Origin of the sequence: Paenibacillus sp. BSR1-1, from assembly GCF_030403775.1 — a bacterium.
In the GTDB taxonomy this organism is placed as follows: Bacteria; Bacillota; Bacilli; order Bacillales; family Cytobacillaceae; genus Neobacillus.
The window spans coordinates 1-21,399 of sequence record NZ_JAQMWQ010000001.1; the positions used below are offsets into that span (position 1 = coordinate 1).

Annotated in this window: 15 protein-coding genes and 1 pseudogene; 2 read left to right on the plus strand and 14 right to left on the minus strand. The window is 38.9% G+C overall.

Annotated elements, in window-relative coordinates:
* Window positions 1-136 precede the first annotated feature (136 nt).
* The 3 genes from PH210_RS00005 to PH210_RS00015 all read right to left on the minus strand — a co-directional run bounded on the left by PH210_RS00005 (window position 137) and on the right by PH210_RS00015 (window position 2,043).
* On the minus strand, window positions 137-277 hold the full coding sequence (locus PH210_RS00005; RefSeq protein ID WP_289982125.1) for a YjcZ family sporulation protein: 141 nt from the start codon (window positions 275-277) through the stop codon (window positions 137-139).
* A gap of 33 nt (window positions 278-310) precedes the next feature.
* Window positions 311-421 carry a YjcZ family sporulation protein gene (locus PH210_RS00010; protein ID WP_289982126.1) on the minus strand — a complete coding sequence of 37 codons (111 nt, stop codon included), beginning with the start codon at window positions 419-421 and terminating at the stop codon, window positions 311-313.
* 455 nt (window positions 422-876) lie between these two features.
* Window positions 877-2,043 (minus strand): ROK family protein, encoded by a 1,167-nt coding sequence (locus tag PH210_RS00015; protein ID WP_289982127.1) that lies wholly within the window; start codon window positions 2,041-2,043, stop codon window positions 877-879.
* 637 nt (window positions 2,044-2,680) lie between these two features.
* On the opposite strand from PH210_RS00015, the gene PH210_RS00020 reads away from it, so the two are divergent.
* On the plus strand, window positions 2,681-4,180 hold the full coding sequence (locus PH210_RS00020) for an MFS transporter (RefSeq protein WP_354669929.1): 1,500 nt from the start codon (window positions 2,681-2,683) through the stop codon (window positions 4,178-4,180).
* A gap of 155 nt (window positions 4,181-4,335) precedes the next feature.
* Here the strand turns inward: PH210_RS00020 and PH210_RS00025 are convergent, their stop codons facing one another.
* From PH210_RS00025 to PH210_RS00040, 4 genes are all read right to left on the minus strand, one after another.
* Window positions 4,336-6,672 carry a YhgE/Pip domain-containing protein gene (locus PH210_RS00025; protein ID WP_289982128.1) on the minus strand — a complete coding sequence of 779 codons (2,337 nt, stop codon included), beginning with the start codon at window positions 6,670-6,672 and terminating at the stop codon, window positions 4,336-4,338.
* 540 nt (window positions 6,673-7,212) lie between these two features.
* The gene (gene fbp, locus PH210_RS00030; protein WP_289982129.1) at window positions 7,213-9,144 is read right to left on the minus strand and encodes a fructose-1,6-bisphosphatase; all 1,932 of its coding nucleotides are present in this window, start codon (window positions 9,142-9,144) and stop codon (window positions 7,213-7,215) included.
* Window positions 9,145-9,581: 437 nt separating this feature from the next.
* Complete coding sequence (locus PH210_RS00035; protein ID WP_289982130.1) at window positions 9,582-10,772, minus strand: MFS transporter; 1,191 nt, start codon at window positions 10,770-10,772, stop codon at window positions 9,582-9,584.
* Window positions 10,773-11,041: 269 nt separating this feature from the next.
* Window positions 11,042-11,305 (minus strand): ArsR/SmtB family transcription factor, encoded by a 264-nt coding sequence (locus PH210_RS00040; protein WP_289982131.1) that lies wholly within the window; start codon window positions 11,303-11,305, stop codon window positions 11,042-11,044.
* A 691-nt stretch (window positions 11,306-11,996) separates the two neighbouring features.
* Between PH210_RS00040 and katG the strand changes: the two genes are divergently transcribed.
* The gene (gene katG, locus PH210_RS00045; RefSeq protein WP_289982132.1) at window positions 11,997-14,198 is read left to right on the plus strand and encodes a catalase/peroxidase HPI; all 2,202 of its coding nucleotides are present in this window, start codon (window positions 11,997-11,999) and stop codon (window positions 14,196-14,198) included.
* Between the two features lie 79 nt (window positions 14,199-14,277).
* On the opposite strand, the pseudogene dnaB reads toward katG, so the two are convergent.
* From dnaB to PH210_RS00080, 7 genes and pseudogenes are all read right to left on the minus strand, one after another.
* Window positions 14,278-15,600: pseudogene (gene dnaB, locus PH210_RS00050) on the minus strand (replicative DNA helicase).
* Between the two features lie 48 nt (window positions 15,601-15,648).
* Complete coding sequence (locus tag PH210_RS00055) at window positions 15,649-15,876, minus strand: replicative helicase loader/inhibitor (protein ID WP_289982133.1); 228 nt, start codon at window positions 15,874-15,876, stop codon at window positions 15,649-15,651.
* Entirely contained in the window at window positions 15,876-16,586 is a 711-nt protein-coding gene (locus tag PH210_RS00060; RefSeq protein ID WP_289982134.1) for a hypothetical protein, read from the minus strand. Before PH210_RS00060 ends, PH210_RS00055 begins: the two co-directional genes overlap by 1 nt.
* A gap of 360 nt (window positions 16,587-16,946) precedes the next feature.
* On the minus strand, window positions 16,947-17,180 hold the full coding sequence (locus tag PH210_RS00065; RefSeq protein WP_289982135.1) for a hypothetical protein: 234 nt from the start codon (window positions 17,178-17,180) through the stop codon (window positions 16,947-16,949).
* Between the two features lie 150 nt (window positions 17,181-17,330).
* Window positions 17,331-18,536, minus strand: coding sequence for an iron-containing alcohol dehydrogenase (locus PH210_RS00070; RefSeq protein WP_289982136.1), 1,206 nt, complete (start codon window positions 18,534-18,536; stop codon window positions 17,331-17,333).
* Window positions 18,537-18,549: 13 nt separating this feature from the next.
* Complete coding sequence (locus PH210_RS00075; protein ID WP_289982137.1) at window positions 18,550-19,971, minus strand: aldehyde dehydrogenase family protein; 1,422 nt, start codon at window positions 19,969-19,971, stop codon at window positions 18,550-18,552.
* Window positions 19,972-21,381 carry a hypothetical protein gene (locus PH210_RS00080; RefSeq protein WP_289982138.1) on the minus strand — a complete coding sequence of 470 codons (1,410 nt, stop codon included), beginning with the start codon at window positions 21,379-21,381 and terminating at the stop codon, window positions 19,972-19,974.
* Between the last annotated feature and the right edge of the window lie 18 nt (window positions 21,382-21,399).

Genomic DNA, 21,399 nt, shown 5'->3' on the forward strand with positions numbered 1-21,399 from the left:
AACGACTAAACCATCGTGCTCCAGTTGAATATCGGATCACGATGGCTGCATAGTCTTTTTAGAGCTGTCTACTTGACGGGGTTAAGTCCAAATCAAGGGCTTTTTTATTTGAAAAAAATAAGTTTGGATGCACCCTTTAATAAAAGACAGTTGCTCCAATGATAATTAATAAAATAAACAAGACAACAATTAAGGCAAAACCTCCGCCATAACCAAAGCCGCCCCCGTAACCGAAGCCGCCACAGCCACAACCGCCAAAACCTCCATATCCGAACATATATATCCCCTCCTTTAAATGATTATTATTTAATTAATAAAAACCGCCGTATCCTCCGCCCATAAAGGACGCTCCTATAATAATAAGAAGGATAAACAATACAACGATTAATGCGAAACCTCCACCAGCTCCTACACCGTCCATTTAATAACCTCCTTTACATCTATTCAATACAAAATATGATTAATTCTAAAAGGTGTTAGGGCTCCTGCGAAAAACAAAAGCGCAATCTCTAACATTTATTACAAGAAACTGCATTAAGCAAGAAAAAAGACCACTTATTTAAACAGATGCATAATCTAGAAGGCAGCTGCTATAGACCTTTTTCAAGCATAAACATTGACCTTAAAACAGGGATCAACCCAAAAAAGCCCTACAAGAAGGGCTTTTTTAGGTTCTTCTTAGAAACAAATTACTGCCCCATACCAGAGACAAAAAGTACAAAAATCGCATTTCACCTACTTTTGTAGAAAGGCAGGGGCGCCATTTCTTGAATATCAGTTTGAGGATAAAAAAGGCCTTGAAAAGGCTTAATATCCTCCAAGGTCTTTTGTTCTAACACTATTGCCTGAAAGTGAAGGTCTCAAATCCATCTTTCATTAATTGAAAGTCTTGGAATCCAAAAGGAATTTTTTTATCATAAACGAAGCAGCTCCGAGGGCGGCAGCATTTCTATTGAGTTTGGAAATTAAAATCTCATTTTTTAGCGGTATATACCTTGATACCCTTTTTGAAACCGCCTTTTTAATTGATTTTAAAATGATTGGATTAGCCTCAATCAAGTTGCTTCTCAAGATAATCACGTCTGGGTTGAAAGTATTGATCATATTTGTTAAACCAATTCCTAATAAATGACCCAATTTTTCTATTTCCATCAATATATCCGCATCGTTTTCCAGAATCATCTTATTGGCCTTTTCGAGTGTCATTTCCGCTCCATTTTTTATCTTGGAAAGATTCTTGAAAAATGCACTTTCAGATGCATACAGCTCCCAACATCCTTGGTTTCCGCATCCGCATTTTTTTCCATTGAATTCAATACTCATATGTCCCATTTCGCCTGAAACTCCATCAGATCCGCGGTAAAGCTTGTTATTTACAATAATCCCGAGACCAATGCCAGTTCCAACACTTACATAAATGCTATTATCAGAATTCTTGATTTCACCATATAATTTCTCGCCAAATGCACCGGCATTTGCTTCATTATCAATGAATACAGGAAAGGTAAAATGATCTTCCAGCAAATTTTTTATGTCAACTTTGTCCCAATTTGAGTGGGGAGTAAATACTACCGTTTGATTCTCATTAACAAATCCGTGAACCCCAACCCCGATTCCAATAATGCCATACGGAGATTCCGGTGCGTGATTAGCAACCAGCCTAATTCTTTCAATTAAAATTGATTTAAGCGCTTCCATTGACTCGCTTACAAATTCAAAATAGTCCGAAAAAAACTTATTCCCCTCTAAATCAATTAAAATTGTTAAAATGTAATTCGCCGCAAGTTCAACTCCTATAGCATATCCAACATTCTTATTAAAAACTAGCAATATAGGTTTTCGGCCCCCGCTCGATACTCCCATCCCAATTTCGGATACGAGATGTTTTTTGATTAATGAATGCGTTTGCAAAGAAACGGTTGCTTTGTTCAGGTTCGTTAATTCCGAGAGTTTTGCCCTAGAGATGGGGTAGTTTTTAATAATTGTACTCAGAATAACTTTTTGGCTATGCAATTTAACATCGTTTCGATCCACTAATTCCACTTATTCTCTCTCCTCCTCTCATTATTTATTTATCGATTCGAACCAATTACCTATTCCTTTATTTAATTGTTTTTTATTATATCGCAAAAATTCGTAAAATTATATATTGTTCATTTTTAAAATATGTGTTAGCATTAAATCACAACTTAGTTTATCCTATCAACAAACTAAGTTTGGTGAATGCTTTTGATTTTTAAACGATAAAATGTAGACGATTTCAAATTTTAATTTACTAGTTAAAGAGGTGAAATAGCTTTAAACGCACTATATTTACAGTTTTCATGATTTTAAGTTTGTATAGGATATATTAAATTTGGTTTAAAACTAATTGTTAGTTTATTTATGAAAACAACCTAAGTGAGCAAATGATTATTTTTCAACCAATAAGAGATTCCTTATATGGGAATATTTTTAGTTAGGTAATGAATGCACTAATACACTTTATTAAGTATTTACCTACTTTTATGGGTTGGCTTAAAGGGTTTCTATTTTTTTACCATCGCTGAAAGCGGTTACCCTTAATTTTTTGTTCATAAAAAATCGAGAGGCTCATTTTTTCAAATAGACGATTTTACCAATGTCTAAAATGTAAGCGGATAAATCGATTTGAAATTTAACTGAAAAGGAGATCTGTGATATGGCTTTAAGGGAATCAACAGTTCAACTAATGAATGAAAACACACAAAACATTCAACAAAATGAGTATCATAAGCTCAGCCTTTCTGAACGTATCGGTTACGGTCTTGGGGACTTTGCCCAAAACCTCGTATTTGGTACAGTCGGAGGATTTTTGGCTCTCTATCTTACTACCGTTAATGCCATTGGTACAGCAGCAGCTGGATTCATCTTCTTGTTTGTCCGAATCGTCAACGTATTCTGGGATCCGATGGTTGGTACCTACGTCGATAAACATACATTCAAGAACGGTAAATATCGTCCTTGGCTTTTGATTGCAGGTATTCCAATGATTATCTTAGCAGCGATGCTCTTTGTTCCAATTCCAGCCATTCGTGGATCAGTGCCAATCGCCTTTATCACTTACTTCCTGCTCGACTTGGTTTATTCCGTGGTTAACATTCCTTACGGTTCACTGAATGCATCACTCACACGTGACCCTGAATCCGTAGATAAAATCACAACTACTCGTATGATGCTGGCTAACATTGCTAACCTCTTGGTTTACACATTGTTTCCAATGTTTGTCCAATTGGCAGCCCCATTAGACCGTTCACCAAAAGACACAGGTTTCTTTGGTCTTAAGCTCAACATGGGTACTTATACAGATGCATCTGCAAGTCACGCTTGGTTTGGGGTTTACATGGTTTACATGATACTTGGCGCTGTAGCTTTGTTCTTCTGCTACCGTCTCACAAAAGAACGCGTTGTCGCAACTGCGAAACAATCTGCAGAAGTGAAAGCAACCGACTTGTTCCTTGAATTGAAGAACAACAAACCACTCGTTATTCTTGGTTTCTTCTTTATGCTTGCATTCACCTTCATGTTCTTCATGAACACAGTGAATGGATTCTTTAACCAATACACGGTCAACCACTCAGACTGGATGGGTGCAGTAGGTCTCATCGCCTCTATCCCTGGTATCGCTTTCCCAGTCTTTTGGCCAAAATTGAGGAAAATCTTTGGTAAAAAGGGTTTCTTCCATTTCTTCCTAGGGATGTTTGTTGTTGGTGAAATCCTTACTTGGGTATGGTCGTTAGATGGCATGCACGATTCACTTTTCCTTGCTTATGTGTCAACTTTCATCAAGCAATGGGGTCTTACTTCTGCAACTGGTTTCATGTGGGCACTTGTTCCTGAAGTTGTCTCTTATGGTGAAATGAAGTCTGGCAAACGTAACGCTGCTATCATCAACGCAATCATGGGTCTCTTCTTCAAGATTGGCTTTACTCTTGGTGGTGCTATTCCGCTTTGGTTCCTTGCGGCATACGGATTCGATGGAAATGCAGCAAAACAAACAGCTAGTGCTCTTTCCGGTATCAATATCACAGCTATCTGGATTCCAGCAGCTCTTGCAATCGTTTCGATGATTGTTATGGCTCTTTACCCACTTTCAGATAAAGACGTCGTAGACATCAATAAGAAGCTCGATGCTTCTCGTGCCAAAGCAAAAATCAGCTGAATAAGATATTAGCATTAAAACTCGTGAACATAAAAGTTCACGAGTTTCTCTTTTTGTGTCTTTTTATTTTGTTAAGATTTGTCATTTAAATAACAAATATATATTACCTATAAAAAAGAGGCGGACCCACAATGGTCCTGCCTCAAAAATGAAAGTTATTGTTCCTGTAAATACAGATGCCCTTGCTGCCGTTTAAATTTCGCTATAAAAAATGTTAATGTAGCAGCCAGGAATAATGCAAGGAAAATAGCAATATGCGCAATGTTCTCCCACATAAAACCGAAGTCTCCAGTTGAAATAATCGCCCTAAAACCAGAAACCGAATAGCTCATCGGTAAGTAATGATTGATCGTTTGCAGGAATTTCGGACTAAGTTCTATCGGGAACGTTCCTGCACTGGATGTTAATTGCAAGATCAAGATAATAACAGCAATAAAGCGTCCAGGATTATCAAGAACTGCCACAAGGAAATGAATAATGGCCATGAATGTCCAGCTAGTAAAGATACTAAACATAATAAAGTAAGGAACACTCTTCACTTCGAGCCCCAGTCCCATGAGCAGCACCGCATCCGCGATTAATGCCTGAGCAATTCCTACTGCTAAAATAACGCCGGCTTTTCCGAGAAACCAGCTAATTCCGCTCTTCGGTTCAGTGGCTGGATTAAACATTGGAAAAATAACGGAAAGCATTAGAGCACCAACGAATAGACTTAATGCCAAGAAATAAGGCGCCAATCCGCTTCCGTAGTTTGGAACTTGATTCATTTTGTAATCTTTAACATTGACTGGCTTTGCAAACATATCATATACGCTGTTGTTGGCCTTTACATCACTGGCATCTTTTGCCCCGTCACTTAATTGATTGCTCAATTCCTTTGAGCTATCTGTAAGTTTAGCCATTCCGTCCTTTAAATCTGTCGAACCACTTGCAAGGCTGGTCATTCCGTTCTTTAAGTCTGTTTCACTCATATAAAGGGAAGTGGTACCTGTGGTTAATTGTGCCGCTCCCTGTGCCAGCTTATCCGTTCCATCTTTCATAAGAACAGAGCTGGATGCCAATTGCCCTAACCCGGTTGTAAGGCTGCTAGAGCCACTTTCAATTTGACTAAATCCTTTTTGTGCTTCATCTAAATTCGCACCAAACTGGGCAAGACCTTGAGTTATCTGACCTTGGCCATTTACTAGCTGTTTCGCCCCGCCTGATAATTGATTGATGCCCTTAGCCAATCTCTGCTGTCCTTCGTTTAACTGATCTGCACCATCTGCTAATGAATCAGAGCCTTGCTCTATTTGCCCGGCGCTCTTTGCCAAGTCACCTACACCAGAAACGACCTGCTGGTTTCCTTCCGATAATTGGTTCAAGCTATTAATCAATTTTTCCTTCTCGGCAGGATCAATCGTACTATCTGACATGGCAGTTACTTGGTCAAGCAATTGCTTCAGCCCAAGGTTTACCGAATCAGCACCGGACTTTGCTTTAACTGCTCCTGCTCCCCATTGTTCTAAGGAAGTGGACAGTTGAGAAGAACCTTCCGCAAGCTGTTTTGAACCTTTCTCTAGTTCAGGCAGACTTCCTTCAGCTGACGCTAAGCCATCAGACAATTGCTTTGTGCCAGCTTCAGCTTGGTTTGCACCTGCTAACAGCTTAGTGTTCCCGTCTTTCATTTGAGTCAGGACAGTATTAAATTGCTGTAATCCGTTATGAACCTGCTCTGAACCGTTTGAAGCAGATACTACCCCATCAGAAAAAGCAACCGATTTAGCTGCCAATGTTTCAAGTTTTTGCTTGATTGTCTTGGCGCCAGAATCAACTGATTTAGCGCCATTTGCTAACTTTTCTGCACCGCTGTCAGCAGTGGCAATTCCTTCTGCTAGGCTGCCGGTACCATCTTTGGCTTCGGCGATTCCGTTATAAAGTTCACCTGCACCGTCACTTGCTTTTTTCACCCCATCAGCTACATCCTTTAAACTATCAAACATGGATTCCGCATATGTCTTCGTAACCGAGGCCGCCACTTCTTCCTTAATTTTTTCAATGGCTGAATCGCCTATTTTCGATGATAGATAGTTATTGCCTTCATTTACGGTATAGACCAGATTTAATTTCTGAGGATTGGTGCTTTGTAACGTCGTTGCATTTTTTGAAAAATCTTCAGGAATTTCAATCATTAAATAATAATCTTGATTCTTCAAGCCATGCTTTGCTTTACTTTCACTGACAAAGTCCCAATTAAATGTTTTCTTCTCTTTCAAGTTATCAACTAAATCCTTGCCAATGGTCAACTGCTCTCCATTGTATCTGGCGCCATTGTCATTATTGACAATCGCCACTGGCATTCTGTCTAAATGGGCATATGGATCCCAAAATGCCCACAAATAGGTTGCGCTGTATAGCACAGGAATTATCATCACACCGATAATGGCGATAAGCAATGTGCGCGTACGAATAATTTTCAGAAATTCGCTTTTCATATTTGCAAAAGCTTTCATGTTGTTCACCCCTAAAATATGTTTTTTTGCCTAAAATGACTAATACTCTCATTTGGTCATTTGATTCTAAAAAAATATCCACTACTTGTTGACCGTTTTAGTATTTTAGTCATTTTTGATAAAACGACTATATCACATCTTATTATTTGGTTCAACATTTTTGTTTATAAAAACATTCATAAGATCACTGAGGAAAATTATAAACGGGTCCTATAAACGAATAACAAATCCATTGAAGAATCCCGGAATCAATGACAACATTGGCAGCCAAATGGGACCAAATGAAATACCGAAAAGATGAGAAAAAAGATAAACATTAATTACCAATAAATGAACGATAATAATTGATATCAATAATGACATTTTAGATTTAAATTAAACGATTCTTTCAAAACTCGAATTCGTGTCGCATGAAATGGAACAATTTCCGTGATTTTTTGAAACCTTTTCCAGTTCACAGAACAACCTAAATAAGGAGAGAAGACTCCAATAGAAATAGGCCCCTCTCCCCAATTTATCAAACAATCCTAATTGATGGTGTCAATTCATATAGCGATATTCTCTCAGACTATTTAAAATAGAGATTTCCTGTAATAATTTCTCTCCAACATTCGTTTCTTTAACCTTTTTTCTCTTTAATTCTTTATCCACCAATCTTTTTATGGATAAAACATCTGTCCCGTTAAGCAGAACTTCTTCTTTTGAATTAAAATGCTTATGGGCGACCAATTGCATACCGTAGGAATTATACAGTAACGTATATCCTGCTATACCTGTTGTTGATTGATAAGCTTTGGAGAAACCTCCATCAATCACGATCATCCTACCATTTGCTTTAATTGGATTTTCTCCCTCAATTTCTTTAACAGGTGTATGGCCATTTATAATATGACCCTGGTCAGGATTCAAATCAAATTCTGTTAGGATTTTGCGGCAAATTTCTTCATTTTCACGTAAATGGTAGTATGGGTTCTTTCTCTCTCTATGGGTTGCCTTGTCCTTAATAAAGTACCTCTCAAAAGTTGTCATTTCTCTTTTACCAAAGAGTGATGAATATTCTCCTGTCCATAAATACCAGACCATATCTGTCGCAAGATCATCTGTCTCTTCGGGATGTGCAAAAGCATGCCGTAAATAATGTTCAAAAACATCAAGTAAATCACGACCTGAATAAGTTTTATTTTCAATAACCATTTTTTCCATATCCCCTTTTTCATCTAAAGGAATACAGCCATGTATTAATAGGTTGCCGTTATATTTTAAATACAGACTCCCTCTCTTCATAAGGAAATTCATATGTCTAGCCAGCTTTTCTGAATGCTGGACTGAAAATAATAATCTTTCTATAACCTGCTTTTCTTCTTCTAATAATTGATCCGGCTGCTCTGGATTTACCGTTGCAAAGCAAATATTTTTTAGAGGGTAGGTTTTCCCATAAATCGTTATTTCGTTCTTGTCATAATCAATTTTCTCAAGCAAAAGCCTTTCTGACATATTAAAATACGGGCGTCTCTTTATAATAGGCATTTCGAGTTTGAACTGAATCATCGCAATTGCTTGATGAATTTTTGTTATTTGTAATTTTTCATGTTCAGATTGTTTCTTATCTGAATGTACCTTAGGTCTGAAAGCTGGATTGTCCTCATAGTATTTCTCCGCAAGATTCAGCAGGGGTCTGAGATTGATTCCATATATATCTTCAATAATATCCAGATTGTCGTATCTTGCGCAGATACGAATGATATTAGCGAGACAAACCATTGAACCAGCAAAAGCTCCTAGCCATAGTACATCATGATTTCCCCACTGAATATCAACGGAATGATAATTAATCAGAGTATCCATGATTTTATCAGGTTCGGGTCCACGATCATAAATATCCCCAACTACATGAAGATGATCGACAACCAATCTCTGAGTTGTATACGCAAGCCCTGTTATGAGTTTATCAGCCTGACCTAAGGAGATGATCTGCTGGACAATTTCTGTATAATATCGCTCCTTATTTGTAGATTGATTCGTTTTGTATAGCAGCTCTTCTATTATAAAGACAAACTGACTCGGCAATGCTTTTCGTAATTTCGAACGTGTATATTTGGAGGAAGCTTTAGAAATAAGCCTTATCATCCGCTCGATGATTACTATATACCATTGGTTTAATTCTTGTTCATTGGCAAAATGATTTTTCATTAATTTTAATTTTTCTTCAGGATAATAAACTAATGTCGCAAATTCATTAATTTCTTTTTCAAATAAAACATCTTGAAACAAGTCCCTGATTTTCTCTTTTACATTCCCTGAACCATTTCTTAACACATGTTGAAAAGCTTGGTACTCCCCATGTAAATCACTGACGAAATGTTCTGTCCCCTTTGGTAAATTTAGAATGGCTTCCAGATTAATAATTTCAGTTACTACTTTTTCTTCACAATCATATTTTTGGACAAGTAAATCTAGATATTTTGAGTTCAAAATTATGTATCCCCTTTCAAAATTCACCATTCAATTTCTATCTAATAAATTGAGATTAATTATTAATATTATCAGACAAAACTTAAATAATAGTTATTTTACTATTTAGAATCTCTCTGTCAACAGATCAAAAACCCAGAAATATTTCGTTGAATTTTTTGATTTTGAAGAACCTTTAATAAAAATTTAATATTAAATTTAAATTAATAGGTAAAATTCACCCACAATTTTTTTTTTTAACTTATATTTGTAGTTTTCAAATTTAAACTATACAAGTAGAAAGGATATAAACGTTCAAGAATAAAAATCGTTAATCTCTGCGTAAACTCATTACCTATATAAAAAGAGGAGAATATTCCCCTCTTTTTTGACTAGAATTGATTTACTACCATGATATAACTTTTTCCCATAGTTTAGGGTAAAAAGCGACAATTTGATCAAGCTCGGAGTTGTTCCCCAAAATCTTGATTGACTTCCTTTTTATTATTTAAAAAACGTGATAAACCAAATGTTGTAATACTTGCAAACACGATACTTAACGAACTGAACCATGTAATGGAAGATAATGATATTTGCCCCACAATTACTCCACCTAAACCTGCCCCAACCGCAAAACCTAATTGCATCATCGATTGGTTTAGACCTAGTAACACATCTGAGGATTCAGGTGATATCGTTGCTAAATTATATTGCTGAGTTGCACCTGATGACCAGCCTGCAAATGACCAGACTGTCAATATAATAAATACTGCAATAATTGAATGTGATATGAATGACAGCACGACTAAAGATGTTACGTTTACAAGTAACCCTCTTTTTAATGTAAAAATTACGCCTCTTTTATCTGCACTTAATCCGCCTAGTTTAGAACCAAATAAGCTCGCAACTCCAAGAACAAGTAAAGTAATGCTTAAAAGATGCTCACTCATACCTACAGAATTTACAAGGAATGGAGATAAATAAGTAAAAATAATCCCGTACCCTGTCATTAAAAAAAAGGTGATTGATAATGCCAAAGCAATTTTTGGTTTTTTGAACATAGCAATTTGTCTGGTTAAAGGGATTGAAGCATCACCATTCATTTTTGGTATTGTATTTAAAACAATAAAAATGACAAGTAAAACTAATAATGCGATACCAATAAATACAAATTTCCAGCCATACGTAGATGTAATGAAACGTCCAATAGGAACACCAATGATTAATGATGCGGTAAATCCCATTACAACTGTTGCAATTGAACTTGCCTTTTTATTAGCAGGTGCAATCTTTGCTGCGATACTTAAAACTGTAACGACCGCTACACCTGTACTTAAAGCCATAATAATGCGGGCAATTAAAAATAATCCATACCCTGGAACAATCACTGAAAGTAAATTTCCTACAATAAAAACAAATAACGTATAAATCAGTAGTTTACGTCTTTCCATTTTAGCCGTTAATACCATTAATATAGGTGTACCGATGGCATAGGCTAATGAAAAGACCGTAATTAATTGACCAGCCGCTGCAATTGACACTCCTAGAGCATCTGCCATTTTATCCAAAATACCTGAGATGATGTATTGTGATGTACCAACTAAAAAACTTATTAATGCTAAAATATAAATCTTAGCTGTATTTGACATGTCAAAATTCCTCCTCATTATCATAATTAATTACTATATTTCCATAAACACTGAAATAGATAACAAAAATGAAAGAAGCTATTTAAGCTTCTTTCTATTCTAATGCTTTAAATTAATGTATAAAGATGCTTCTTAACATTAAACCATTTTTTAAATTTCCCCACGAATTTGTTTCTTTGATAATTTGAGCCATATTTTTTCCCCCCCGTTCATTTATTCGGTATTTCTATAAATACTGAAATTAATTTAAAAATTAATCCGCTTTAACATTAAAGTAAAGCGGGAGCGTATTGTGCAAGGACTTCTCGTTGTAAACTGTAATATCTGAAGGTTCCCTCTCTGCGAACGGCTAATAATCCGCAATCGAGTAATGGCTTTAAATGATGTGTCAATGTTGAATTGGCAGGCACTTTTAATTGATTTGCCATTTCCGAGCAAGCTAACTCTGATTGCCCTGCAAGTAATTTTACGATTTGTAAACGAGTCGATTCACCTAGTGCCTTATAGACTTTTACTGCAATATCATCATTCACCGATCAAAACCTCCTTTCAGCAATCCTTATTTCAGTATTTCTAGAAATATTGTATTTAATTCGATATGCTCTGTCAAGTGATTGCTTTCCCATTTTTTAATTCAAAGGCTGGTTAGCTATTACAAAATAAATTATTATTTGGCTCTGATTATAATGATCTTGTTTTAGTATTTGCACCAAAAAAACGGTAAACCAATTCAAACAACCGAAAAGGCAAGGAATTATCGTAAGATGGTAAACAAAAACGGCTTACCCTATATTAGGTTCCATGATTGTCTGTGATACTTGAAATCGCCAAATCATGACGTTAATGTTTCCCCGTTATGCAAATTAGCTGAAGTTAATCGATCACGACAAGATATTCTTTGTCTGGAAATTCCTGCCTTTTCTTTTGGATTCTTGCAGGATGTCGGTTCCCTTTCTTTCATCTTGCTCCTTGTTAAAAGAGTTGCAAATCATTTTACCGGGACATTCCTATTTTAATCATGAATTGAAAGCCTGCACCAGTAGTTGAAAAGAAATGACATTTTTCCCTCATTTGCAATCATATATTATTCTCACAGGAAGATATTTCTTTCAAAATAAACAATAGTTTAATAAAATTATATTTGGGGGATATTTTTCCAGTTTGGGAGTTCTAGAGGAAAATTTTTCTCTACTAAATTTATACAATGAGGGAGGAGTAAAACGAATGCAAGAAAATGGTAACATTGGAAAGTGCCCGTTTCACGGCAGCGCTACTAGTACAAAATCTAGTGGTACGTCAAACCGAGATTGGTGGCCAAATCAGTTAAACTTAAACATTCTCCATCAGCATGACAGAAAATCGAACCCTATGGGAGAAGAATTTGATTATGCAGAGGAATTTAAAAAGTTAGACTATAATGCGCTTAAGCAAGATCTCCAAGAGCTCATGACAGACAGTCAAGATTGGTGGCCTGCTGACTATGGCCATTATGGACCATTCTTTATCCGTATGGCTTGGCACGCTGCGGGTACATATCGGACAGGCGATGGCCGCGGTGGTGCTGGAACGGGTAACCAACGTTTTGCTCCTCTTAACAGTTGGCCGGATAACGGCAACCTTGATAAGGCCCGTCGACTGCTATGGCCAATTAAGCAAAAGTATGGAAACAAGATATCATGGGCTGATTTGTTTGTTCTAACAGGTAATGTTGCGATTGAATCCATGGGTGGCAAGACATTTGGTTTTGGAGCAGGACGCGCTGACATTTGGCATCCAGAAGAAGATATTTACTGGGGTACTGAAACAGAATGGCTGGGTGATAATCGTTACTCAGGAGATCGTGATCTGGAAAACCCACTTGCTGCCGTACAAATGGGGCTTATCTATGTGAACCCCGAAGGTCCAAATGGCAAACCAGATCCCCTTGCAAGCGCTCGTGACATTCGCGAAACCTTCGCACGTATGGGAATGAACGATGAAGAAACAGTGGCACTAATAGCCGGCGGCCATACTTTTGGTAAGGCGCACGGTGCAGGGGATGCAGCCCTTGTAGGTCCAGAGCCGGAAGCGGCTCCGATTGAAGCGCAAGGCTTAGGCTGGTTAAGCACAAACGGCAGTGGTAAAGGCCGTGATACCATTACCAGCGGTATTGAAGGTGCTTGGACTGCTAATCCGACCCAGTGGGATAATGGTTACTTTGATCTTTTGTTTGGCTATGAATGGTGGCTTACAAAGAGTCCTGCAGGTGCATGGCAGTGGCTTGTGGTAGACCCTGCAGAGGAACATCTTGCACCCGATGCAGAAGATCCATCCCTTAAAGTACCTACGATGATGACCACCGCCGATATGGCATTGCGTCATGATCCGGTATACGAAAAGATTGCCCGCCGATTCCATGAAAATCCAGAAGAATTTGCCGAAGTGTTTGCCCGTGCCTGGTTCAAACTTACTCACCGTGACATGGGCCCTAAAGCAAGATATCTTGGTCCAGAGGTTCCTGAAGAAGATTTGACCTGGCAAGATCCTGTACCAACTGTTGATTATGAATTATCCGATTCAGAAGTAGCAGCGCTGAAAGAAAAAATCCTGAACTCAGGACTTACAGTAAGCGAATTGGTCACCACTGCTTGGGCATCCGCCAGTACCTTCCGCGGATCGGATAAGCGAGGAGGTGCTAATGGTGCCCGCATACGTCTTGCTCCACAGAAGGATTGGGAAGTGAATCAGCCGGAGCTGCTTGCCAAAGTACTTCATGTACTCGAAGACATTCAAAGTACTTTAGATAAGAAAGTCAGTCTTGCCGATTTGATTGTCCTAGGTGGAAGTGCTGCGGTAGAAAAGGCTGCACGAAATGCGGGCTTTGATGTAACGGTTCCTTTTGCTCCTGGACGCGGCGATGCAACACAAAAACAAACGGACGCGGAAAACTTTGAAGTATTGGAGCCTGTTGCTGATGGGTTCCGTAACTACCAGAAGCAGCAGTTCAGTGTAAGTCCAGAAGAGCTCCTGGTAGACAAGAGCCAACTCTTAAACCTTACTGCACCAGAAATGACAGTACTTATTGGCGGTATGCGTGTTTTAGGTACTAACTACCGAGGTACTAAACACGGAGTTTTCACTAATCGTGTTGGCACACTTACTAACGACTTCTTTGTTAACTTGCTCGATATGGGAGTAGCTTGGACTCCTGTAGAGGGAGGCGTATATGAAGGACGTGACCGCAAGACAGGTAAAGTATTACGGACAGCAACGAGAGTAGACCTCGTGTTCGGTTCCAACTCTGTTCTTCGGGGCATTGTAGAAGTCTATGCTCAGGACGATAACAAAGAGAAGTTTGTGCGCGACTTTATCGCAGCATGGGTGAAAGTAATGAATGCTGACCGATTCGACTTGAAGTTGAAGAAGGCTGTGTTAACTGGTAAATAAATTAATAAAGCGTGTAACTTAATTAATAACAATAGACTTTAAGGAGAGTGATCTTTCACTCTCCTTTTTACAACCGATTTTAAGTCGTCATATTCACATTAACAAACACTCCGACTTCCCTCTCAAACACCATCTTAACCGTTCCAACCGGGCCATTTCGCTGCTTTGCAATCTCAATTTCAATAATCTTGTTTTCTTCATTTTCTTTATTGTAATACTCATCTCTGTAAAGGAGCATAATCACGTCTGCGTCCTGTTCGATGCTGCCAGAATCTCGGAGGTCAGACATCCGGGGGCGTTTATCCATTCTTTGTTCCACTCCCCTTGACAATTGGGATAATAGTATTATCGGAACCTGATATTGTTTAGCAATCCGTTTCAATTCCTACGTGATACTGCCAATCGCCAAATCATGACGGTCATGTTTCCCCGTTAAAGAAATTAGCTGAAGGTAGTCGATCACGACAAGATAATCGCTGTCTGGAAATTCCCGCCTTGTCTTTTGGATCTTTGCACGGATGTTGGAAACAGTTTGTTGGGCATGGTCATCGATTTGGAAATTCCATTTGTAATAAATCTCAAGCGCTGTCGTTGCTTTTGCACGGTCCTCCTCCGTAAAAAGCCGGTAAGAATTCCTCCATTTGGCGCTATCTATTCCCGTTAGGTTGCTTAACATCCGTTTAACTAGCTGCTTGTTAGGCATTTCAAGGGAAAACACGTCAACAACACCGCCTTTTTTACAGCAATTCATGGCTAGGTTCAAAGCAAAAGCCGTTTTCCCTACTGAAGGCCGGGCAGCCAGTATAATTAAATCCCCTTTGTTCCACCCACTTGTCATTTGATTAAGCGAAACAAACCCCGTATCGATTCCCTGAAGGTCACCATGGTCTTCATACAATTCATTGTAAATATCCAAAATGGTATCCTGTTTCGTATCCTTATGCACCCGGCCGAGCTCTTGCATGTTGATATAGGTTTGGTAGAAGCGTTCCGCGTCCTCCATACTTCCATTATATAAAAAGTTAGCTGCGACCCGCTTCAACTCTCGATTTTTATAATGTTCCAGCATGATCCTTTGATACTCTTCGACATTAGCAGCCGACGGACATGTACCAGACAGCCGGGACAGGTAACTGATGCCTCCAATGGATTGGATTTTCCCAATACCTAGTTGATCCAGCATCGTAATCATATCAATCATCCGCTCTTGCTGTCGAAGTTCCAACATTGCTTTAAAAATGATCTGATTACCTCTCTGGAAAAAATGTTCTGGTTCCAGAATAAGTTCATGTATGATGGCCGGCTCCAAAAAGACCGCCCCCAAAACCATATTTTCTGCCTGAAGTAGTTCCGTTTGTTCATCGGCATAATATCCACTCTGGCAAAGGTTTCCTGACTGCATATTGTTCGTCCCGTTCAATTCGTTCACTCCCTTCCTGTTCCCATTGTTTCATCTTACGGCAAATGGATTTCTTTTTTCACAAAAAGCAGCAATATCTGAAATGGTGGGGGGGAACGGGCTTTTTGCTATGTACGACATCAGTTTTTGCAGTACCCGGTTGTAATCCATTCCACTTAGGGTTTTTATCCATAGAATGATCGCTTCATCATTTATTCTAAACTGGGTATAGATAGATTCAATTTTTTCTAGGATTTGATTTGCCTCCATATGATCCATCACTGGCACCCCTTACCAATTCGTCCCTGTTCTTCTAGGCGCTTGATTCTTTCCTGCAGCGTTTCAGGTTTACTATGATTTTTCTCTTTACTTTTATGTATTCGTGTTACTATTGCAGTTTCGTAATATACCATGCTGTTAATTGTTCCATTTGGGGTATTCTTTATGTAATTGAAATACGTCTCATCCATCCAGTCTAGAATCTTCTCTAACGGAATATTATGCGTAGCCACTCTCTCCAAGGCATTTATGTCCTTTGCAGACAAGAGCCTGCCCCGGTTTCGAAGTGTAATAAACCGTTCCGTGATGGCATTCTTTCTCGATTCATATTTCCCTCCCGATTGGAGGGAAATTTCCTGATTAACATCATTTTTTACTTTCTCTTTATTCTCTCTTTCTTGATTTAGTTGCACATTCGTTTCGTGCACGTTTCCCGGTTGTTGCATCATCGTTCCGCGAATGGGAGGGCAAAAAAAATCAATATTTCCGCCATGTTGAATGTCCTCATACCGCAGCACGGTAAATAAAGTTCCGATGCTTAATTCTTCTCTGGCGATCAAGCCTTTTTTGACTAGTTTATCAGCAGCCCGCTTAATGGTACTTTTTGAATACAGCTTCTCTCCTCTGCCTTCCCGGTACCCAAGGTCTTCTACAAGTTTCGAATACGCCCTGATGTATTGCCCTTTTTTTAAAGGAATCCCGCATTTCATCTTCCCGGAATGCCTGCATTAACAACAGCAAAAATAGTCGAAACGGAACAACTTCTTTCCACAATTCAGTCTCCAGCACATCCCGATATAATTTCACCCAACCGCACATATCCTGTCACCTCTTATTTATTCATTCATCCTTTATATAGATAGAAGGAAAGGAAATAGTTAGGGTAATGGAAAATATTTTTTTTGACTTTTTTGTGAACTAGAGATAGTGGTAGCCGAGAAACAGCACTATTTTGAAAATAAAAAAATTCCGCTAAGATTTATTGATTAGCGGAATGAAATAAATATTTATCTATATAGCTGCTTTAAATAAAAAGGTGTGAGAGCTTTACACCTTTTTTCCAAAGCTTTTCAAATACGAGAAGCATGATATAAAATGAATAAAATTACAAGCCCAATTCCAACAACATAGGCAAGAAAAACGGGATTTAGCAAAATAGGATGGCTTCGAGTCTTTTCATTGATTTCGGCATCAAACTCGCTTTGCCTTGCAGTTACAAATCTTCCAGTTGTTAGTGTATATAGTAGTCCTCCTACCAATATTAACAAAACCAAACCAGACAAAATTAAATACATGTCAAACAATATAATAACCACCTTTTTTTTCTATATTGTTTGAGAAAACAAGTTGTACTATTCATCAATTTTTTTCACAAAAAAAACAGCAGTGCAAATTAAATTGCACTGCTGTTTGAGGAACCTCTTCATACCCTGCTCGAATGCTCCTTAGTATCTTCAGTTATGGACTGCAATCTTACTATCTCTCGATTTTTCAACAACTACGCCATCAAATGCAGCTTTATAAATGGTATAGATATCTTCTTTTAATAAATTCATTGGACTACGAGCTAAAATACGTTTTTGCTCAACCGCATCATTTGTTAAACTTTCAAGTGCATCCTCAGCAATTTTAAATCCTTTTAAAGAAGATGGAATATTTACATCTTCTACTAATCTTTTTAATTCGGCTACACATCTATATGATGCTTCCTCTTGTGAAAGATTTGCAGAACTAAAGCCCATTGCATCGTAGATATCTTTCATCCGTTTTTCACAACTTTGGCGAATATAGCCAAATACATATGGGAGCAATACGGCATTTGAGTCACCGTGTGCAATGTGGAATTGGCCCCCGAGAGGATAAGCTAATGCGTGAACACCAGCAACCCCGGCATTGAAGAAAGCAAGACCTGCAAGGTAACTTCCGTAGCTCATATCTGTACGAGCTTGTTTGTCTTGACCGTTCGATACTGCTGTACGAATCGAGTTGCTGATTAGGCGGATCGCTTGCAATGCTAACGCATCAGACACCACACTCGCATTTTTAGAAATATAAGCTTCCACCGCATGTGTAAGTGCATCAACGCCTGTTGCTGCTGTTACTTTTGGAGGTAAGGAAATCGTTAAAGCAGGATCCACAATAGCTACATCAGCTAATAAGTAGTCATGCGTTACAACATCCTTAGTTGTTACTAGTGATAAAACGGAAATATTCGTCACTTCTGAACCGGTTCCTGACGTTGTAGGAATTAAGATCTTAGGAAGACCTTTTTTCGTAATCTTTTTCGTACCAGTTAAGTTTAAATAGTCTTCTACTTTACCTTCATGGGAAGCTAATACTCCTGCGAGCTTCGTTAAATCTAACGCACTTCCCCCACCTACTCCAATGACCATGTCGAATTGATGATCACGAGTGTAGGCAACCAATTTTTCACCGATTGCCAATGGAGGCTCAGGTACAACATCGGTATAAATTTCTGTTTCATAGCCTGCTTCTTCAAGCGGTTCCACAACTTTATTTGTCAATCCAATGTCTTTTAGGAATGGGTCGGTTATGACAAGAATCTTTTTCACATCAAAGCGTTTTACTTCATCTAAAAGGTGTGCTAGCGAATCCCATCCAGTATAACTAAGTGGTGTAAAAGTAATTTTTTCAGACAATCTTGGTCACTCCTTAATTTTGATTCCAAACGACAAGCTTCGTTTCAGTCATTTCATGGATTGCATATTTTAATCCTTCTTTACCCGTTCCGCTTTCTTTTACGCCTCCGTACGGCATTTGGTCAACACGGTAAGTCGGGATATCGTTAATCATGACACCGCCAACTTCAAACTCTTTTGAAGCTTTGAATGCTGTTTGAATATCATTTGTGAAAATCCCTGCTTGCAGTCCATAATTGGAGTCATTAATGGCTGCAATGCCTTCTTCAACAGATGAAATACGATTTACCACTACAATCGGCGCAAAAACCTCCTGACAGGATACTTTCAGAGCAGAGTCTACATTCGTTAAAATCGTTGGCAAAAAGACTCCATTTTCAATCACGCCGCCTGTCACAATTTCTGCACCGTTCTGGGCAGCTTCTTGTACCCAGCTTAACGCCCTTTCTTGTTCATCAGGATTAATCATCGCGGAAATATCCGTTGTTTCTGCAAGCGGACTGCCAATGACTAACTGCTTTGCAGCAGCTGTAAATTGCTCAATAAATTCATCAAATAATTCATCCATTACATAGGTACGTTGCAATGAGATACAAACCTGACCTTGGTTTGAAAAAGCTCCAGCAACACATTTAGGAACGATTTGGGACAAATCAACATTTTTATCGATAATTAAACCTGCATTGGAGCCTAATTCTAGGGCGACTTTTTTCAAACCAGCCTTGTTGCGGATCCCAATGCCTACAGAAGGACTGCCTGTGAATGTGATCATTTTTACTTTGTCACTGGTAACCAATGTATCACCCACGGTTCTGCCACTACCCGTAATCACGTTAAAGGCACCTTTAGGCAAAGCCGTTTGATCAATTAATTCAGCTAAAAACAGGGCTGAAAGTGGTGTTTGTGACGCAGGCTTAAGAACGATTGTATTACCGGCTGCAATCGCAGGTCCCACTTTATGTGCTACCAGGTTTTGCGGAAAGTTAAATGGTGTGATCGCCCCAATGACTCCAAGTGGCTGCTCGATCGTGTAACCGAAGCGATTGGCTCCGTTTTTCGCTGCATCCATTGGAATCATTTCTCCTGTTAAACGTTTAGCTTCTTCCGCTGCAAATTTATAGGTTTCAATGGTCCGATCGATTTCCCCTAAGGCGAATTTCATTGGCTTTGCTGCTTCTAACGAGATAATTTCAGCGGCCTTTTGTCGATTCTCAATGAATAGTTGGGCAATATGCTCTAAAATCGCTGCACGCTCATAGGCTGTCAGTTCTTCCATTTGTTTTCTAGTGTTGTAGGCGATGTCAATTGCCTGGTCTACTTCCTCACGTGTTGCTTGTGGAATTTGAGCGATTACTTCTTTAGAGTATGGAGAGTGGAGATCTGCAAATTTCTCTGCAGTCTTCCAATCACCGTTTACGTAATATTGCTTTTTCATTTAACTTACCTCTTTCATTTCTTCATTTTTAGATGAATCCAAGGAATCTTTGACGAATGTAGCATCAACTTCTCCTTTGAAGAAGTCTTTACCATAAATTAAGAAGCAAAGCAGGATTCCAACTGCAAATGCCCATGCAGCACCTTTGATGACAAGGAGGGCAGCCACAATTCCGGCTATTCCTAAATCACGCTGACTCCGTGCCTGCATGATCCCAATCCGGACACTTACATAACCTTGGACAAGCAATGTCAAAGCTAAAGCTACACCTAGAATCGGCTGAACTAAGCTGACGATTGGCAATAATAAAAGGGCCGTATTTGTACCCCAACGGAAAGATCCAATTCCCCCAAAAAAGGAATTCATCGCTTTTTTTCCTTCTTTATAGCGTTCAATGGCGACCACCTGCATCGCGGCCCACATTGGACCACACATGGTAATATCAGGACCAATGATACTCATCAATGTGTTTCTGCCGCCAAAAATTAAATGGGCCCGGTTTGGATTGTAATCCACTTTTTCATCGGTTCTAACTGCATCGGATTCAGAAAGCAATGCTTTCGTTTTAAGAACATCACCGAATACCACCAGATACGTAGCCAGCACGGCAGGGATTGCTTTTAGAAAAAAGGCTACCGCTGGAAATCCTAATCCGAAAACAGTGTACTCCGCAAACAGGGTCGAAAAATCTGGTTTACTAAATCCCCATTGAATATCAGGCCAGTTTGCTTCTCCAAATAGAGGGGCAACAATAACGGCGAGAAAAATGGCCGGAAGAATGCCAAGATTACCTAATAGAGTGAATAAAAATCCTTTATTATTTTTTCTAATGCGTTCAAATGACTTTGAAAAAGTAAGGTAAAAGGCAAATCCGATACAAATCGAAATGGTGACCGGGAATTTTTCAAATTGGCCGCCTGCTCCAAAAACAGAAGTAATGGCTCCAATACCCGCTCCAAGAATGATTCCTGTTTTAATTGCATTTGGAACCATATAAACTACTTTACTGGCTAAGCCCGTTATTCCTAGAATAATAGATAAAATTCCTAATGTTAACTGAAACGCAATCAGAGCATAAACCCGATCCGGACCCTCAGGAAATTGAGTAACAAACAAGACAATCAGCGGAACCGCCGGTGTAATCCACCCCGGAATGACAGGATCGCCCAGTATATGGTGAAATAAATACAATAGCCCGTTCAATACAACAACAGCTAAAGCAACCTCAAATGGCATGTGCAAATGTTGGCCTAATAGAGTAATAGCCCCCAAGTCAACTGCACACATTAATAGACCTTGAACATAATCTGGCCATTCAAACCGGTAATGAATAAAAGGCAGCCTAATCTTAAAAGGCCCTGCTGGCATGAATGGTGATTCATCCCCATGACGACGATTTTTCCATTTCATAAATCATTTTTCCCCCTT

Bases quoted from the DNA above. Each gene is read 5' to 3' on its own strand.
- PH210_RS00005 (WP_289982125.1), bottom strand. From the start codon at position 277: ATGTTCGGATATGGAGGTTTTGGCGGTTGTGGCTGTGGCGGCTTCGGT.
- PH210_RS00010 (WP_289982126.1), bottom strand. From the start codon at position 421: ATGGACGGTGTAGGAGCTGGTGGAGGTTTCGCATTAATCGTTGTATTG.
- PH210_RS00020 (WP_354669929.1), top strand. From the start codon at position 2,681: ATGGCTTTAAGGGAATCAACAGTTCAACTAATGAATGAAAACACACAA.
- PH210_RS00025 (WP_289982128.1), bottom strand. From the start codon at position 6,672: ATGAAAGCTTTTGCAAATATGAAAAGCGAATTTCTGAAAATTATTCGT.
- PH210_RS00035 (WP_289982130.1), bottom strand. From the start codon at position 10,772: ATGTCAAATACAGCTAAGATTTATATTTTAGCATTAATAAGTTTTTTA.
- katG (WP_289982132.1), top strand. From the start codon at position 11,997: ATGCAAGAAAATGGTAACATTGGAAAGTGCCCGTTTCACGGCAGCGCT.
- PH210_RS00055 (WP_289982133.1), bottom strand. From the start codon at position 15,876: ATGGATCATATGGAGGCAAATCAAATCCTAGAAAAAATTGAATCTATC.
- PH210_RS00060 (WP_289982134.1), bottom strand. From the start codon at position 16,586: ATGAAATGCGGGATTCCTTTAAAAAAAGGGCAATACATCAGGGCGTAT.
- PH210_RS00075 (WP_289982137.1), bottom strand. From the start codon at position 19,971: ATGAAAAAGCAATATTACGTAAACGGTGATTGGAAGACTGCAGAGAAA.
- PH210_RS00080 (WP_289982138.1), bottom strand. From the start codon at position 21,381: ATGAAATGGAAAAATCGTCGTCATGGGGATGAATCACCATTCATGCCA.